Genomic DNA, 17,581 nt, shown 5'->3' on the forward strand with positions numbered 1-17,581 from the left:
ATGCGGTTTTACCAAATTTAATCTTTCTGGATAATTTGATCTGCATCATGGATAAAGCCCCTTTCCAATTCTTACATTCGCCTCATGAGAAAGTACCTGCTTAGCTCTGCCCTCCTGGGTGGCTTTTTCATGCTGTCAGCCCAGGAAAAAACGGATTCCCTTGCCCCCAAAACCTTAAAGGAAGTATTGATCCGTGCCTGGCAACGCCGGGATGTCACCCGCTTGCCAGAGGAATTGAATGGTTTTCTTTTTACGGGAAAAAAGAATGAGGTGGTAAACCTGGCCGGTACCAATGCCCATGTGGCGATAAAGACGGGCAGGCAATTGTTCTCCAAGGTCCCTGGCGTTTTTATTTATGATATGGATGGCAGCGGCAATCAGTTAAATATTTCGAGTCGTGGCCTTGACCCACACCGGAGTTGGGAATTCAATATCCGGCAAAATGGGATCCTCATTAATTCAGACATGTATGGCTATCCGGCCAGTCACTACAGTGCGCCGATGGAAAGCTATGAAAAGATCGAGATCGTAAGAGGGACAGGATCGCTCCAATACGGTGCCCAGTTTGGAGGTATGATCAACTATGTCACCCGCCGTCCCGACAGTATGCGCCCCTTTTCCTTCGAAAGCATCAACACCATTGGATCCTATGGTTTGATGAGTACCTATAACGCTATTTCAGGGACCAAGGGAAAATTCTCCTACTATGCCTACTTCCATAAACGTCACTCAAATGGCTACCGATCCAATAGCCAGTCGGATGCAGAAGCGGAATTTGTTCAATTACAATACCGGTTCTCCGAAAAGACATCCCTCAAAGCAGAATTAGGAAGATCCTATTATAAATACAAAATACCCGGGCCCCTCAATGATAGTATGTTTGCCGCAAATCCACGCATGAGTACGCGGGAACGAAACTATTTTAGCCCGGATATCTATGTCCCTTCCCTTTCACTTACCCATCATATTTCCTCTCGGACCCAATTGAGCCTTGTGGCATCAGGCGTATTTGGCACCCGCAACAGTGTAATGATCGATGCCTTTGCCACGGTTCCTGATACGATCGATCGGAGTACTGGTCAATACAAGAACAGACAGGTGGACATCGATAAGTTCAACAGCAAGACCATTGAACTAAAAATACTCCATGGATATGTGGTGGGGAATGTACCTGCCAAACTTGCCACCGGCATTGTTTACATGAATAATGACCTTCATCGCCGGCAACTGGGCAAGGGCACCACGGGCACCAATTATGACCTAACCCTGGTAAACCCTGTATTTGGCCGGGATATTCATTTCCGCACCCATAATGTGGCCGTATTTGCTGAGAATAATTTCATGGTAAGTCCCCGCCTCACGATTTCACCAGGTTTTCGCTGGGAAAAAGGCGATTCAAAAATGAGTGGAACCATTAGTTATTATACAGTCAACCCACTCCCCACCCGGATCGATCATGATTTCCTGCTCGCCGGAATCAATGCCCAATACCAACTCAAAGGTGAGAATATTGTTTACGGCGGATGGTCACAAGCTTATCGCCCGGTTATTTTTAAGGATATCGTTCCCACCTCCACTTATGAACAGATCGATAAAAATTTAAAGGATGCATTTGGCTGGAATGCTGAAATGGGAGTCAGGGGAAAATGGGGCAACCGTTTTCAATATGACCTGGGATTTTTTGCAGTTGATTACCACCACCGGCTGGGTACGCTGGTGCTTACCGACAATAATGGACAACCATACACATTCCGCACCAATATTGGGAATAGCCGTACCTGGGGAACTGAAATATTTGCGCAATACAAATTTCCGGTGGTTGGACAGCTCTATGCCGGCCTTTTCACGTCTACCGCCTTTACCCATGCCCGATATTATGATGCAGAGGTATCTACCGGTACCACCAACAAAACCATTGATGGGAACAGAGTGGAATCTGTTCCCCGATGGAATACCCGCCAGGGCCTGGATATCCTGTACAAAGGATTTAGCGCTACCCTGCTGTATAGTTACACTTCTGCAACTTACTCCGATGCCCTGAATACCCTTATCCCTCCCGCAACAGGAGCCAGGGGTTATACGCCGGGCTATGGTATTTTTGATATCAATGCTTCATTACGCACTGCCTCGCCTTTCTTTTTCAGGGCAGGAGTGAACAACCTTTTTAATAAATCCTATTTTACCAAAAGGCCAACATTCTATCCCGGGCCTGGTATTTGGCCGAGTGATGGGCGGAATATTTATATCACTGTGGGGGTTAAGCACTAGGGGCTTAATGGTGTAAGTCCTTAACGATCCTCTACGCTATCACCTCTTGGTGACAAATTCCCAATACGGAATATTCGGGTTTTTATTAAATTAGAGTATGAAACAAAACACAACGAAAACACTTTACTGGGTTTTTACCATCATTTTTGCCGGTTTGATGATCTTTTCATCTGTTGGTGGCATTGAACCCACCCAGCAAACAGTAGATATTTTCCATACTTATCTCGGGTATCCCATTTACTTTATACAATTCATCAGTATTGCAAAGATCATTGGCTCCATTACAATTCTGATCCCGGGGCTTAAAACGATCAAAGAATGGGCCTATGCCGGGTTGTTTTTTGACCTGGCAGGTGCTATCTATTCCGGTGTAGCCGTTGCCGGAAAATTTGATCCAATGATGTTGACGATGCTGGGATGGGTTGTTCCAGGCGTTTTATCTTATTATTTCTGGAAAAAATCATAAACGGTATCGCCAGAATCGACTATTCAGAAGTGCTAACCAAGTGATTATGAATCACCGAAGCTTATTGCGATAAATTTGTTGGCGGATGAGCTAATAAGCGATCAATGGCAAATCTGACAAGGTCGTTAAGTGATACATTCTGAAGTGAGGCATAATGTGCCGCCTGTTTGTGTAATTCCGAAGGAATTCGAATATTGAAACTTCCTTTGTAGGTTTTTTCAGGTTCTTTCCCAATTCTTTTACATGTATCTAAGTAATCTTCAATAGCTTCCTTAAATGCCTTTTTCAGTTCTTTTACAGTTGACCCCTCAAAGCTTACCAAATCATTAAGCCCTATCACTTTACCGTAAAAAACTTCATCCTCAGCGGAAAAGTGAATAGCCGCACTATAGGACTTGTATTGAATTATGTTATTCATATACCTATGCAAATCTAATTCATTTGCAAAGTGCTAAATTTTTTTGTAACGGAAAACTTCTTTTAGTTGATTTTCCATTCGTGGATACCCGCTGAATGCTCAGCAGGCAACCTTACTTCGATACGAAGCGCCGTGGTGGTAACCGGCTCAAACTGCACCCGGTCATAACTATCCTTGGTAATCGTATAGGGGGTTACATTTTTAACCGGCACCCATGTATCGCCTTTTTTATAATACAATGTCCAGGAGGCAGGAATCCTGCACCCGCCAAAAGGGGCATCATCAAACCAGTACACGGCTGACTCAGAAACAGTATAGGGGGCATCAAAATCATATTGCACCCACTCGGTTGTATTTTTCTTTGGCCACCAATGCAGATAGGAAGCGCTTTGATCTTTTGCATCTACCGGATCATACTGGTCATTCAGCGTACGCAACATCCGATCATTGTTCAGAGAGGAACTCACTTTACTCTTGCTGGCAATACTGGGAGCAGGTTTGGGTCTTGCCACTGCTGCATCGTAAGGTATCCATACTTCCATTTCTGAAGGTCCGCGGTTGGCCCAGGAATAATAAGGTATAGCAGTTACCGTTTGCTTTGACCGGATCAATTCATCACTATTCACCTTCCGTTTGGTTGACCAGCCGGGCATTTGGAGCGTAACCACACCGTTTAGCAAATTGGGGGCAAACTGTGATTTGATCACTGCGTCTTTATCCACTACAATATTCATCACTGATCCGTCGAGGTTGTCCGGGCCTTCCAAACAATACACCAGCGGTCCACGTTGCAAGGCAAATCTCTTCTGATCGGCTACTACCTGATCCAGTGCCCGGATCTTTTTTACCTCCATGGGCAGATCAATGGAAATGAGGTCACCTTTTTTCCAGCTACGCTGGATCACTGCATAACCTTTTTCCATTTGGATGGGAATGGACTGTCCATTTACACGTATGGATACAGGTTTCTTTGTCTGGTTATCTGTTTGATACAGATCACCAGGGATGGGTTGATCCACTGCCCAACCGGGTATCCGGATCTTTACAGTGAAAGCAGAGTTCTTATCAGGATTGATCGTGATGTTATTCTTTCCTTCCCAGGGATAATTGGTTTCCTGTATGATGTTTACCCCGGTTACCGGGAGTTTTATGGTTGAACTACTTCCCACGTAGAGATTGATATAAAGATCATTCTCATTCTGCGCATACACATAACCCGGCATGGAGGGTAAGAAACGTGTCATATTGGAAATGCAACAGGCACAACTAAACCAGGCACTGCGCTGGTGTTGTCCAAGTGAGGCCAGTGGATTAGGATAAAAAAAGCGGTCACCACTCATGGATACACCGGATAACAATCCATTGTATAATACGCGTTCCAGCACATCCACATATTTGGCATCTCCATGCAGGAGGAACATCCGGCTGTTCCAATACACATTGGCAATAGACGCGCAGGTTTCGGCATAGGCACTCATATTGGGCAGGTCATAGTCCGCACCAAATGCTTCTCCATTTCCAGTGGCGCCGATCCCGCCTGTGATATAGAGTTTCTTCTGCACCACATCATTCCAGATATCATCAATGGCTTTCAGGTATTGCCTGTCACCTGTAAGGGCCGCTACATCGGCCATGCCGGTGTACATATAGGCCGCGCGTACAGAGTGTCCAACAGCAGTATGCTGGTCTACAACAGGTATATGCGATTGGCTGTATTCCTGATTGTAATGACCGGGCTTCCCCCGGAGATCAAGAAAGAATTTAGCAAGATCGAGGTATTCTTTTTTTCCCGTGATGCGGTACAATTTGGTCAATCCGGTTTCGACCACCTGGTGGCCCGGAAATTTCTCCACCTTTCCCCAGCCAAAATCCTTTACGAGCAGATCGGCATTACGTAACGCAATATCCAACAGGTTGCGTTTGCCGGTGGCCAGGTAATGCGCGGCGGCAGATTCAAAAAGGTGGCCACTGTTATAAAGTTCATGACTCAGGTCCTCATCCTTCTCCCAGCGTTTGGCCCCTACCCAATCATGCGGCTTGGGTGCATTCATGGTCCGAAAGGTATAGAGATAGCCATCGGGTTCCTGGGCGGAACCGATCAGACTGATCAGGGTGTCCAGATACGCCTCCAATTTAGGATCAGGTTCAGTTTGTAAACTATAGGAAGCCCCTTCGATGGTTTTATACAGATCGGTGTCATCAAAAGGGAAGGCGGTCATGGTATCCACGGGCATCTTGCCGGAAGCACGCAGAAAATTATCCATACGTCCGGTGCGTTGGCACTGGCTGAATGTATAGGGAATAGACACTTCCTTGTTGATCCGGATCTTTGGTTTCCAAAAATTATCCATCACGTGTACCTGAGTAAAGGGAACGGGTTGAATGGGATAATCAGCCTGTTGACCTAAGGTATCCAGAGCCAGAGCGGTCAGGGCAACCGCAAGTAATCCATTTTTCATGATCATTTATTTTTAATGGTCCTCACCCCAAAAATGCGGGCGGTGGTAGTTCCGTGTGTGGCGATCACTTTAACCGTGATGCTTGATTTACCAGTAATTAACCCGGCCGGTATCGGGTAGGCTACGGGATAGAATTTGTTGGCCTCTCCCCCCTTCCAATCTACGGTAACAAGAGGATAGTCATCGATCAACACATCAAATTTCCGGTTCTTGTCATCCCCAAGGTAAACCATCAGGAGCGAATTTGATTGTCCGGGATCCACTTTCATTACAAAAGAAAAATGATGATCGGCCCTGGCCTCCCTTCCATTTACGCCCAGAGCATCACTAACATAGGAACGTTCTGTTGCCTGAAGCTGGTGATCCCGCTCAGGTTGCATCTCTCCTATCCGAAAATAGTCAATGGTATTGGCTTCGATTTCCTGTTGTCTTTTTTTCTCCTCTTCATATACTGATCGCTTTTTTTCCCAGTCAGCGGGGGTAAAAAAATCCCAGTAAACAGTATAGTGTTGCTTATATGTTTGGTAAAAAGGCCGTAAAACCGGCCTAAAGGGTTGTGCAACTTGTAGCACTGCAAATTCAAGCGGATTTTTTCCGGTGGGCTTTATCCAGTTTTTTACCTCGCGGTCATCGGTCAGCAAAACGGGCACTCCATACACCGGATCCGGGAGGCTGTCCCCTAATTGACCGGCCAGAACTAATGGGCCATATAAAAAGGCCACCCGATCTTTATTATCGGGCATGTATTCGGTGTAGAGATCAAAGCGGAAATTCAATTCTACCTGGTCATTGTCCTTCCATTCCCGGTTGATAACGATATAGCCATTCTCCAACCTGTAAGAATCGATCGTTAATCCATTTACTTTCAATGTGGGACTTTGTTTGGCCCAGGCTGGTTTGCGTAACCGTAAGGAAAAAGTCCGGGGTTGTTTTGTCTGGATCTGAAAAAGAACCCTTCCCGATTCAGGGAAATTTGTTTCCTGTCTGATCTTAATCCCCTCCTTCCACTCCAGGGTAGATGCAATAAAGAGGTTAACATACAACCCACCAATCCTATCCTCTAAATCCTCTGAATCCCATGAATCCTGGTAATAGATCGCCTCCCCATACTTTGCATGATTCTCCATTCCTGTTCCTACACAGCAGGTAAAGGTGTTGAAGGAGTCGCTAAACACTTTTTTAGTACCCATCCGTAATGGAACGAAATAGCACATCATCCCGTTTTCAGGATTTTGCGAAGCCAGGATATGGTTATATAATGCCCGCTCGTAATAGTCCATGTATTCACTGCTGGGTGCCCAGGAAAAAAGGTGCCTTGTCAGCTTGAGCATATTATAAGTGTTGCAGGTCTCACAGGTATTGTCGCTCAGGCGGTCATTTAATTTATCTGCATCTCCGCAATACTCATAACTGCTGTTTCCACCAATAACATAGGTATGGTGTTTGACCATGGTCTCCCAAAAAAAGGAGGCAATGGTTTTCTCTCTCGGGTTTCGGGTGATCTCGTATTGGTTGGCGCTACCTATGGCCTTGGGTACATTGGTATTTGAATGTTTGCCCGGCATGGGATCGATCCGCTCCGACAGGGGTTTCATCACAAAATCATCAAAGAATTTATAGGACAGATCAAGGTATTTTCTGTTGCCGGTGAGTTTGTAAACAGTAGCCAGCACATCATTCATCCCTCCCCATTCACAGCGGAGCATTTTTTGGCGTAGGGAGTCAGAAAGTGGATTGACGACCGTAGCCGTCCAGTCAGACATGGCCTTTACCAGTTCCAAAGCCTTATTATTCTCTGTATATATAACTGCATCCACGAGTCCAGCCATCACTTTATGTACGGTGTACCAGGGGCTCCAGCCGCCATTGAGGTCAAATCCTCCGGATTGAATCTCCCCCCTTGCTACCTGGGCAAAAATGGAATCCTCATTGGGGATAGCGCCGATATACCCTGAGCCACGTGCCTGCTGGCATTTCTCCAGTTCATCCACGATCAGTTTCACCCTGTTGCTGAATTCAATATTTCCGGTACTGGCATACATCAATGCGCAGGCCGATAGATAGTGACCAAGGGTATGACCCGACAAGCCCATGCTTTCCCAGCCACCATATACTTCGCCGTGCGTGGGTAAATTGGCATTCAGGTAAAACCGATGGAGCAACCTATACGGGTCGATGCTCAGTAAATAAGCTGCATCATTATCCTGCGCTTTCTTGAAGGGGGAACCGGGGAGAAGACGAATCTGCCGGAGAGGGATTTCTTCAACCGCTTTACTACCTGAATATATTTTTTGCGTTTGTGCCGAAAGCTCGATGGTCACCAAAAATCCGAGAAGAGCCGCTATTCCTAAATAAATAAATTTTCGCATATAAGTTTCAGGTAATAATTGTCAAATTAATAATTATTATAATGACCACCATAAAACCTTTATCAAGTCATTTTAATTCCTCTAAATTAATATTACCTTGTACGCTCAACCCGCATGAAGAAAATGTTTCGAGCCCATTTTTCCTACCCGTTACGTAAGTTTATTTTTCCTCTTTGTATGCTTGTACTTATTGGATGTACACAGGTGGGTAATGACAGACCTGACCCGGATCCTTCGGTGAGCCCGAATGGTATGCTTTATATCAATGTGATAGGTGATTTCATGAAGCTTGACCCTTCCAAAGATTCGGTGTACTGGCGTGCCCCAATTCCCCAGTATTTCAATTCATCGGGAAACCCCATGTCTTTTGATTCAGGTTATTTCTACCATGGTAATTATATGAGCTTAACCTGTTTTCGGACAAGCACGGGTGGTGTTGCGTGGTCGCATAGTTGGCTTGCCTTTTCAGATGCCTATACTTATCGGGAGCCTGCTTTTAAGGATAGCATGGTATTTTTTACCTACCCCACCAGCGCCTGGGACCATGGTTACCTGCTTTGCATGAATAAGAAAACAGGCGGGCTTTACTGGAAAATTCAGATCGATTCGGGCGGTGTTTACACGAGTTTTAATGGTGTGCCGGTGATATCCGGTGATAAGATTATTTGCATGACCCGCAATGCCAACGATCAAATCGTGTTGAAAGCCTTTTTGGCAAAAACAGGGCAATTGGTCTGGGCCACTGCACCGATCAATGCCTCTATCCTAAATAAGTTTTGGGAAAAGAATGGGCGTATCTACACGGCCTATGGTAATGACGCCGTTTGTTATGATGCTGCGACTGGCCAGGAATTATGGAGGACCAGTATTCAGGATCCGGCTTATCGCTATTCGTATAATTTCCTCGACAATGACAAGCTGGTGGTGGTGAGGGTAATCTCCAATATAACGTACAGGGTTATTCAATTATCCCTGGCCAGTGGAAATATCATTCAATCACAGCAGCTCATTCTGCCGTCCACCTATGCTTCATATACACAATTGATTGCCCCCTTGGGTGTTTCGTACCAGAACAATAAGCTGTATGTTGCCCATTATTACTCCATCGATAGCCTGGACATTTATGCCCATGATGTAAATACTTTGTCGCAACTATGGACCAAGCGATTTGCCAACCATTTACTAACCGGGCAGGCGCCCATTGTGAGTGATAAATACCTTATTTTTCCCATCAACGATAAATACAACACCCCTTCACAGGATACCAGCAAAATGATCTTTCTCGATCTGAGTGGCAATTTGCTTAAAAAAATTCCTTACAACACCATTTATACTGACAAATTGGTATATGAGGAAAATGGTATATTCTATGACCAGCCAAAGCGGTTTTGATCATCCTGTCAAAACACACTCCATGCCAGTTCAGTGTTCTTTATACCGGTTTGGCTCGACAGGGTAAATGGGCTAACCATGGTCAGCCTGGCCATAAGGTAACTGACGGTCGACTCGGCACCCTGATTGAGGTTAATATAATGCGGCTCCAATCCGTCGTAGCAGCCTCCGGTGGCAGGGTTATAGATCACCTGGCTAAGATGGTTATTTCCCTGAAACCAATCAAAGGCTGTTTTCATTTTTTCTTTGTACCCCATTCCCGGAAAGACCGAATTGAACTTATCCAGGGCCATGATCGTATAGGCCACATCGATCGGTTGCTCCCCGCCTTCTTCTTCCTGTTGAACCACTTTCATCCGTTGCAACCAGTTTTTATTCAAGATTACCTTAAATCCGGTGGGAGGGAATATTTTTTCCAAAAGAAAGTCAAAAGAGGACCGGGCGATCTCCAGGTAAACGGGGTTCTTTGTTGTCAGCCAGGCGCATAGCAAAGCTTCGGGCAGGATGCTATTGGCGTAGGTGAGATAACTTTCAAACCAACGCCAGTTTCCGGTATTCTCATGCCGGTACATCTGTACCAGTCTGTTGGCAAGTGTTTCCATGAGTTGGATCAGGGCCGGGTTCTTATCGTACAGACTCATGTAATAAAGCCCTTTTAAAATAAATGCCAGTGACCGGGTAGAGTGAACCCCTTCCGCCGAACGAAGTCCATGGGAGAACAGAAGCTTTGCCTCTAAAACAAGGGCCGATGAAAGTTGGGGCGAAATGGACACCATAAATCCAAGCGCCCAAATGGTACGTCCCAGGGAGTCATCCAGGTTTACGGTATCGTTCTGTTCGGTTGGGTTTCCTTTTTGGTCAATATAATTAAAGAAACCACCTGCCGGGTTCTGGCAATGCTGAAGAAACCCAAAGTAGATCCGGATGTATTTCAGGTCGTCCGGATCACCGCTCATCCGGTAGTGATGACAAAGGGCGATCAGGGCCCTTGCATTGTCGTCAAGGGTATAACCTGAGTCAATATCCGGTTGGTCAATATCGGCAAACTGTATCATGCCACGCTGGGTGGTCATACGTTTTACATGGCCGAGATTTATAGGAGGCATGCTATACGAAAGATGAATATTTTTCTCATCCAGCGAAGCGAAAAGTTTGGCGTGCGCAATTGCTGAATTCTGCCAGGCGGTGGCCGCCATGATATGCAGTCCATTCCGGCTGATTCGTGACCTCAGGTCTTCATCCGCCAGCAGACCAAGAACGGCTCTGCCAATCTGATCGGGACTTTCAAAATCAACGATCACCCCCGCTTCCCGGTCCAGTACTTCCAGGGCATGGGGTATGGGAGTTGACACAACCGCGCATCCGCAACTTATGGCATAGGAAAACGTACCGCTAACGGTTTGGTTAGGATCTTTTGAGGTAAAAATGTATATGTCTGTAAGCACCAGGTACTCCAATAATTCGCCAAGAGGAAGGAACCGGTTAATAAAGCGAACATGGTCTTCCAACCCCAGTTCTTGCACCTTTTCCTTTAAGAACGTACGGTAACTTTCTCCCTCCTGTCTGACCACGGACGGGTGTGTTTTACCAATGATCAGAAACAAAATACCCGGTTCCTGCCGGATAATGGATGGCAGGGCTTCCAGGGTGGATTCAATATTCTTTCCCGAGCTCAGCAATCCAAAGGTGGTCAGCACTTTTCTTCCGTCCAGTTCATATCGTGCTTTCAGGATCTCTTTTTCCGCATGCGCCACCAGGTGGGTGCCATGGGGAATGACCTGGACTTTTTCGACGGGCAGGTTATATTCCTCTGTCAATATGCGGCGTGAGTGCTGGGTCATGACCACCAATTTGGTGGCATGAAGGGCAATGGCCTGAACCTTTGCTTTGAGTTCATCACCGGGATGCGGCAATACCGTATGAAAGGCGACGATGATCGGTTTTTGCAGGGAGCCTAAAAATTCAATAAAGGCTGGTTCACCAGACTTGAATAACACAAACTCATGTTGTATCATAACAGCCACGAGTCGTGGGCGGCTATTGATCATACGCGCCAGGTTGGCAAAGGAGTTGGGATCATCCGTATTCAATACAAACTCAATCTCATCCGAATAGGTGTGTCTGTCCTGTCCTGACTCAACAGGACAAAGCGTGATCATAAAGGAATGATTGAACTTATCGTGGAGAGATCTTACGAGATCTTGTGTATAGGTAGCTATGCCACATTCCCTGGGTGGGAAGGAGGTGATCATCAGTATCTCGGGTAATTGTTCCCGCATCGAGGCAGGGTATTTCAGCTCTTGATTCATAAAATCGTGTGTTGATCTTGTTTCCAATAGGTTTCGTCCTTTTTTTCGGTTTGTGTTCTTGACCTTTCATCCAGTAATGCTTCCAGTAATTCGGGGATATTCACGGTGGCGGTGGCGATCTGTTCATCGGCGGCGCCATAATAAATATGCAAGGTATCGCCTCGCCTTACCGCACCGGTGGGGAAGCATACATTGTTCACTTCACCCTTGAGTTCCCAGGCCTGGTCCGGTTTAAACAAGGCGTAAGGCAGTCGGCCCAATTCATTTAATGGGTTTTCGAGGTCAAGCAAAGCGGCGCAAGCTGAATACACGTACCCGTTTACCGTATCATGCACTCCGTGGTAGATCATCAGCCATCCCTTTTCGGTTTCAATGGGTGGGCATCCACCTCCGATATAGCTCACTTCGTGTTTGTACCGGGGGGCGAGCACGATGTATTGTTCCAGGTGGAGTAAATAATTCTGCCAAAATTCATGGGTCAATTCGGACAATGCATCCACGGTCACCAGTTGGATATCTGGTTTGATCCGGTGAAGGAAACAGAGTTTCCCATTGATCCTCCGCGGGAAGAAGATCACATTTTTATCCCACAAATAAGGTTTGATCCCGGGTTTTTCATTGGCCACATTCTTACTATTGAACCGGGAATACTTTTCATTGATGATCCCTTTAGATTCGGCCAGATGTTTGAATTCGAGGTAGGATATCTGTGGTACGATTATCCCTTGCTTTTCGAATTGCTTCAGGTCAGTGGAAGTGGCCAAACACCCGAGGGCATTGACCCCGTCATAGGCCGTGTAGGTTAAATAGAACAGCCCATCGATACAAACGATCCGTGGGTCTTCCACCCCAGCTTCTTCATATTCAAATTGAGGATAGAGGACGGGGTAATCAAGCCGCTCGGTTACGGTTATCGGTTCGGATAGCCGGCAATACCCGATCGTGGAATAGTTTGGTCTTGCTACAGCCCGGTAAAAAAGGTGAATCTCTCCATTGTGCTCAATCACGGCGGGGTTCAATACCCCATCTGATTCAAAACCCTGATCTGTTTTCTGCAAGACAATTCCTTGTTTCTCTACTGTTACCATTATTGTTTGTATTTAACTGTTCCGTTTTAGCCCGAAAATGGATGAATGTGGCATGCTCCTATTTCCGTTTTACCATTTGCGCAAAATTCTCCAGGGCTTTATTCATGCCGTACATATCCCGTTCGAATTCCGCTTTAAACTCTTTCCAACTGCCAGTGTTGGTATCATAATTTGTCAGTCGGGTTTTAAGCTCAAAATTTCTATTCTCCAGTTCCAAGATCCATTCCGCAAAGGCGGCTCCTTTTTCGCCAGTAGCTATTCGTTGCGCATTCTTGAGCCGATCGATTCGTACAAAGTTGCTGTCGATCAAAAACTCGTTGTCGGCTTTAAAAATGGCCCATTCAGCCTGTTCTTCATTATTCAGGGAGTCTGGGCGAGCGGTGGGCAAGTCAATTTGGTCATTTAGCAGTGGAACTTTCATTTCGTAGGAAGAAGCGGGATCTGCTTCACCCCTGGCGTGGCAGGCATTCAAACCAAGAAGGAGGATCAGGAATAATAGGGATAAAGGCGGTAAACTCGTTTTCATAGTACTTTGGTGATATATAAGGTATCTGTTCAAAGATGCCGTTATTCACTACGCAAACTGTTACATCCTGATACGAAAAGGTTACATGATTCCTATATCTGTGGAAGGAATAGTTTCATATACCTATATATTTACATTCAAGGTGCCATTTAGGCGGACAATCGCTCACAAACAAGAGTGGAAAAAGGTGTTTATAGCCAAATTGCCGGGTAGTTATTAAAAAATATATATCTTGGTTATACGTCGTCCTGAACACTCTTTTCAAAATCCTCCATATTGACCGTAAAAGCACAGATCAAAGCCTATCTGGAATCCCACTCCGAGCCAAAGGGGAGCGACTTGCTCCTACTCCATTCTCTTATTTTGAAAGAGCGCCCCAAATGCAAGCTTTGGTTCCTCGATGGGAAGGATAGTAAGGGAAAGATTGTCTCCAATCCCAATATTGGTTACGGATCATACACCATTACATATGCCGATGGGTCTACCAAAGAATTTTTCCAGATAGGACTAAGCGCCAACACAACCGGAATCTCTGTCTATATCATGGGGCTGGAAGACAAGACCTATTTACCAAAGACCTACGCTAAAAAGATCGGTAAGGCCACGGTGACAGGATATTGCATTAAATTCAGGAAGGTAGAAGATATTGATTTGGGGGTGTTGAGGGAAGTGGTGACAATTACCAAGTAAACGCAAGTATGAGAAGATATTTCTTCACTGCTCTGTTGCTCTACCAGGCCTCTTCCTGGGTATCTGCCCAAGAATCCATTCATTTTAATCCGACTATCTATTCCCGTGAATTTTCTTCGCAAAAACAACCGGTTTTGCGCATTCAAGCAGGCGATACGGTACATACCACCAGTGTGGATGCGGTGGGAGTGGATCAATATGGTAACAAGGTCACTGAGCGGGGCAATCCTCTTACCGGTCCATTTTTTGTTGAAGGCGCGGAACCAGGTGATGTATTAGCCGTGACTTTGTTGGATGTATCGTTAAACCGGAATTTTGCTACCACCTTAAATACGCTCATTCCAGATGTACTCCCCAAATCAATAGCGATGAAGACCTGGCGCGCTGGTAAATTGGTAAAATGGCAACTCGATTTGGAGAAGATGACAGGCAGGCCAATGGATACCGGAATGAAATTGCAAAAACTGGAAATACCACTACATCCATTTCTCGGTTGTATAGGTGTTGCCCCTTCAGGATCAAAAGGTATCTCCTCCGGTGCATCCGGACCATATGGAGGCAATCTGGATTTCTACAGAAATACAACAGGGGCTACTATCTATCTTCCGGTTTTTCATGCTGGAGCGCTACTTTACATGGGTGATGGGCATGCGGCACAGGGAGATGGTGAGCTTAATGGGGATGCCCTGGAAACCTCCATGAAATTTTCCTTTACTGTTCAAGTGTTAAAAAAGAACGATTTCCCGCTACGCACCCCCATGGTTGAAGATGAAGACTACCTTATGTTTTTCGGTATTGAGTCATCACTCGATAAATCCGTAAAAACGGCCACTGAATCCATGATAGAGTGGTTACAAATAAAATACAACTTATCCCTGGCCGAAGCCAGCCAGGTCATTGGGCCAGTTATTCAACATCGTATCCCTAAGGTTTCGGCTGGTATATCGGAGGTGGTGGCACTTATTCCTCAAGATAATCTGAGGCAATTAAAAAACTAGAAGAGGGGTAGAGAATTTTGTAGTCCCGACAGGAAAAATATCGAACAGAATAGTGTTATATTTCAAGCACTTGTACGAGAAACTGGGGTAATAATTGAATAGTCATTAAGTGCAAAAACAGAAGTAGCATTCATCTGGGGATATAAATCCCAGTGTATCTGTATTTTCAATTTGATAATAACTCTGCATGTACCTTACTAAAATCAACACCAATTTTCACAAGAGAGTCACCAGCTACTCTTGCGGCATCAATTCTGCTAACAGCAATCTGAAAATCCGGAAGATTCAATGTATCTGGGTCGGTTCTATCGTTTTAGAACTGGCTTTACCAAACCTGGCTACGAAGAACTTATCAGCTCCACTATTGCGAAATTTATTTTGATGGTTACATTTTTTTGTTTAAAACGAAACTAAAATCAGTATTTCCCGTAAAAGGTTGGTTATTTCTGTCAAGAAAAAATAAAACATTGTCATCACCAACAAATAATAAAATTGGTCTAGCAAGATTATCAACAACTACTTTATAAATTACTGCATCAGGATTTGTTGGAGTTCCTTTAATTATTTCCCATTTCCCTGGAATATCACGGGGTTCGTTATCTACAATATTGCGGATGATACAGGTTGTTGGACGATAAGTCACAGAGTCTCTATATAAGGTTAATCTCCATTTCAACTTAAAGCAGGTTGTATTTGCTTTCATTTCCGGATGCTCCATCGCAATTTCCTGACAAGGTGTCCTTCCGTCAAATACAAGCTGTAATGATTTGTTGTCTGAATAAGACGAAGAAATTAAAATTTTACCCGTAGCAACAGGATTTTTTCTGCTTAATGAATAACTCCAGCCTCCGTTACCAATCATCAATTGATTGCCGGATGTCAGGATGTGATAGACATTTTCATTTATTTTGACCAATGAAATATTTCCCGGCAAATTATCACCCTTTAATTGATAAATCACTTTAAAAGGGCCGGGACTTTCGTTTTTTGTAATTAAATATGATCCTTTTATATTTTTTGTTTGACCGCCACTTTTAAAGCCCAGGGTATTAGGCTGTGATTCTCCATAGGAAATATCCAAAACAAACCTGTTTTTGTCGCCAGTTTTCAGGTTCCATTTTATAAAATCTACTTTTGTATCAGGAGAAATTGAAAGCATTAATTTAATAGGCTCGTCGCCCGGTGTGCTGCCAACCAATACTATTTCAGGTTCTGTGCTTTTTGCAGAACAAGATTCAGTCAGGCACATACAACACAGAAGTAATAGTATATTTCGGAATGATATCATTGATGTTGTAATTATTCTTTGTATCAAGTTAATTTCTTTTAGCCCAAAACAAATAAATTTTGTGTAGTTGGGTTAAAAAAACTTTAATATTCCATAAGGGTATTTCTTTTTGAATTTGGAATACCATTTACATAAAAAAAACAGCATTATTACGTTAATAAAAAACACAAAATAAAGCAATGGCAAACTCCATCTATTCTCTTCGGGCAAAAAAGTGAAAGGTGCCGTTGAATACAAATCAAAAGATATTACCCCTTCACTCAGGTACATTACAACCAATGCTGAAAGATGTATTAATGGAATGTAGAGCAGATAATAAAAAAGTGGTACTCTGCCAAAAACAGACAGAATATTAAACAACCAACCCCTGGCTTTTTCTGCAAAAGGTATTAATGCAATGATTGGTCCCAATGTCATTAAAAGATATAATTGAGAAGCCGGATATTTATTTTGATTAAGCAGGCGAAATATAAATGCCGGCGATTCGTTTGTTGTAGGTTTAGAATTGGCAAGTAAACTTCCGGCAATTAAAAAAACCGTTATGGCAGATATTCCGATAATTCGGCAAAGTTTGTTGCGTTTTTCCTTTTCCATCAGCAATATAAGTCCAAAGCCATATCCGGCTGCCATAACACCAATCCAAGGGACTATTACGTAAAGAATAGTTACACCTTCAATGCCCTGAAGTCCGGAGGGATAAATAAACTCCCAAAATTTACCAAAAGAAACATGGAGAGAATTGGGTACTACTTTAGGTAAAAACTTAAATGCCTGCTGTGATGCAATAATAATAAGTCCAACAATTCCTACTGCAAGAGGCTTTAGTTTTGTAAGCAATGCCATTATAACCATACACCAGCCTAACATCCAAATTACACCAGCCAAAAAAAAGTTGCTGTAATTAAAATTAAATGTCCAAAAGAAACGAATTACGGTTATTTCAAGCAGTATTAGGAACAGCCCTCTGGTTAATAAAAAGCCAGATAACTTTTTCTTGTCGTTAACTCTCTGTCCATATAAAAAAGCAGATGTTCCTGCCAAAAATGCGAATCCCGGGGCACAGAAATGTGTAATCCAGCGGGTAAAGAAAAACGCCGGCTCAAAGGAGTTTGAAGGAATGCCGGAATATACTCTTACATGGTCAACTGCCATTAATACCATAATTGCCCCCTTTAAAATGTCAAGAGAGTTTACCCTTAAAGGCATGGTGTGCTTGTCAAATTGCTCCATAATTACAATTGTTAGACTGATTGTCTTAAAAAAAATTCTTGCTAAGAGCAAGAATGCGGCTTTCACTTTTCAATTGCCTT

13 protein-coding genes are annotated in these 17,581 nt (G+C 44.2%); 5 read left to right on the forward strand and 8 right to left on the reverse strand.

The features are described from left to right. Window positions 1-84 precede the first annotated feature (84 nt). Window positions 85-2,268 (forward strand): TonB-dependent receptor, encoded by a 2,184-nt coding sequence (locus tag J0M30_00305; protein ID MBN8665909.1) that lies wholly within the window; start codon window positions 85-87, stop codon window positions 2,266-2,268. A 97-nt stretch (window positions 2,269-2,365) separates the two neighbouring features. Next, complete coding sequence (locus tag J0M30_00310; protein ID MBN8665910.1) at window positions 2,366-2,734, forward strand: DoxX family protein; 369 nt, start codon at window positions 2,366-2,368, stop codon at window positions 2,732-2,734. A 61-nt stretch (window positions 2,735-2,795) separates the two neighbouring features. Here the strand turns inward: J0M30_00310 and J0M30_00315 are convergent, their stop codons facing one another. The 3 genes from J0M30_00315 to J0M30_00325 form a co-directional block, all read right to left on the reverse strand. Then, on the reverse strand, window positions 2,796-3,152 hold the full coding sequence (locus J0M30_00315; protein MBN8665911.1) for a type II toxin-antitoxin system HicB family antitoxin: 357 nt from the start codon (window positions 3,150-3,152) through the stop codon (window positions 2,796-2,798). Window positions 3,153-3,214: 62 nt separating this feature from the next. Then, window positions 3,215-5,611, reverse strand: coding sequence for a glycoside hydrolase family 127 protein (locus J0M30_00320; protein MBN8665912.1), 2,397 nt, complete (start codon window positions 5,609-5,611; stop codon window positions 3,215-3,217). Window positions 5,612-5,613: 2 nt separating this feature from the next. Then, window positions 5,614-7,980: a glycoside hydrolase family 127 protein gene (locus tag J0M30_00325; protein MBN8665913.1), complete on the reverse strand. Its 2,367-nt coding sequence runs from the start codon at window positions 7,978-7,980 to the stop codon at window positions 5,614-5,616. A 177-nt stretch (window positions 7,981-8,157) separates the two neighbouring features. On the opposite strand from J0M30_00325, the gene J0M30_00330 reads away from it, so the two are divergent. Further along, window positions 8,158-9,372 carry a PQQ-binding-like beta-propeller repeat protein gene (locus J0M30_00330; GenBank protein MBN8665914.1) on the forward strand — a complete coding sequence of 405 codons (1,215 nt, stop codon included), beginning with the start codon at window positions 8,158-8,160 and terminating at the stop codon, window positions 9,370-9,372. 8 nt (window positions 9,373-9,380) lie between these two features. Here the strand turns inward: J0M30_00330 and J0M30_00335 are convergent, their stop codons facing one another. Genes J0M30_00335 through J0M30_00345 form a run of 3 tightly spaced genes read right to left on the reverse strand, consistent with a single transcriptional unit; the run spans window position 9,381 to window position 13,295 of the window. Further along, window positions 9,381-11,681, reverse strand: coding sequence for a glycosyltransferase (locus J0M30_00335; GenBank protein ID MBN8665915.1), 2,301 nt, complete (start codon window positions 11,679-11,681; stop codon window positions 9,381-9,383). Further along, window positions 11,678-12,769: a hypothetical protein gene (locus J0M30_00340; protein ID MBN8665916.1), complete on the reverse strand. Its 1,092-nt coding sequence runs from the start codon at window positions 12,767-12,769 to the stop codon at window positions 11,678-11,680. The genes J0M30_00335 and J0M30_00340 overlap by 4 nt, the downstream gene beginning before the upstream one ends. A 58-nt stretch (window positions 12,770-12,827) precedes the next feature. Next, a complete protein-coding gene (locus J0M30_00345; protein MBN8665917.1) occupies window positions 12,828-13,295 on the reverse strand; it encodes a hypothetical protein in 468 nt (155 codons plus the stop codon). A gap of 276 nt (window positions 13,296-13,571) precedes the next feature. Between J0M30_00345 and J0M30_00350 the strand changes: the two genes are divergently transcribed. Continuing rightward, window positions 13,572-13,985, forward strand: a complete 414-nt coding sequence (locus J0M30_00350) for a DUF1801 domain-containing protein (protein MBN8665918.1) — start codon at window positions 13,572-13,574, stop codon at window positions 13,983-13,985. Between the two features lie 8 nt (window positions 13,986-13,993). Further along, window positions 13,994-14,983, forward strand: coding sequence for an acetamidase/formamidase family protein (locus J0M30_00355; GenBank protein ID MBN8665919.1), 990 nt, complete (start codon window positions 13,994-13,996; stop codon window positions 14,981-14,983). 385 nt (window positions 14,984-15,368) lie between these two features. On the opposite strand, the gene J0M30_00360 is transcribed toward J0M30_00355, so the two are convergent. Further along, complete coding sequence (locus J0M30_00360) at window positions 15,369-16,232, reverse strand: hypothetical protein (GenBank protein ID MBN8665920.1); 864 nt, start codon at window positions 16,230-16,232, stop codon at window positions 15,369-15,371. 111 nt (window positions 16,233-16,343) lie between these two features. Then, window positions 16,344-17,501 (reverse strand): DUF1624 domain-containing protein, encoded by a 1,158-nt coding sequence (locus tag J0M30_00365; protein MBN8665921.1) that lies wholly within the window; start codon window positions 17,499-17,501, stop codon window positions 16,344-16,346. Between the last annotated feature and the right edge of the window lie 80 nt (window positions 17,502-17,581).

This window comes from Chitinophagales bacterium (assembly GCA_017303415.1).
Classification (GTDB): domain Bacteria; phylum Bacteroidota; class Bacteroidia; order Chitinophagales; family Chitinophagaceae; genus SpSt-398.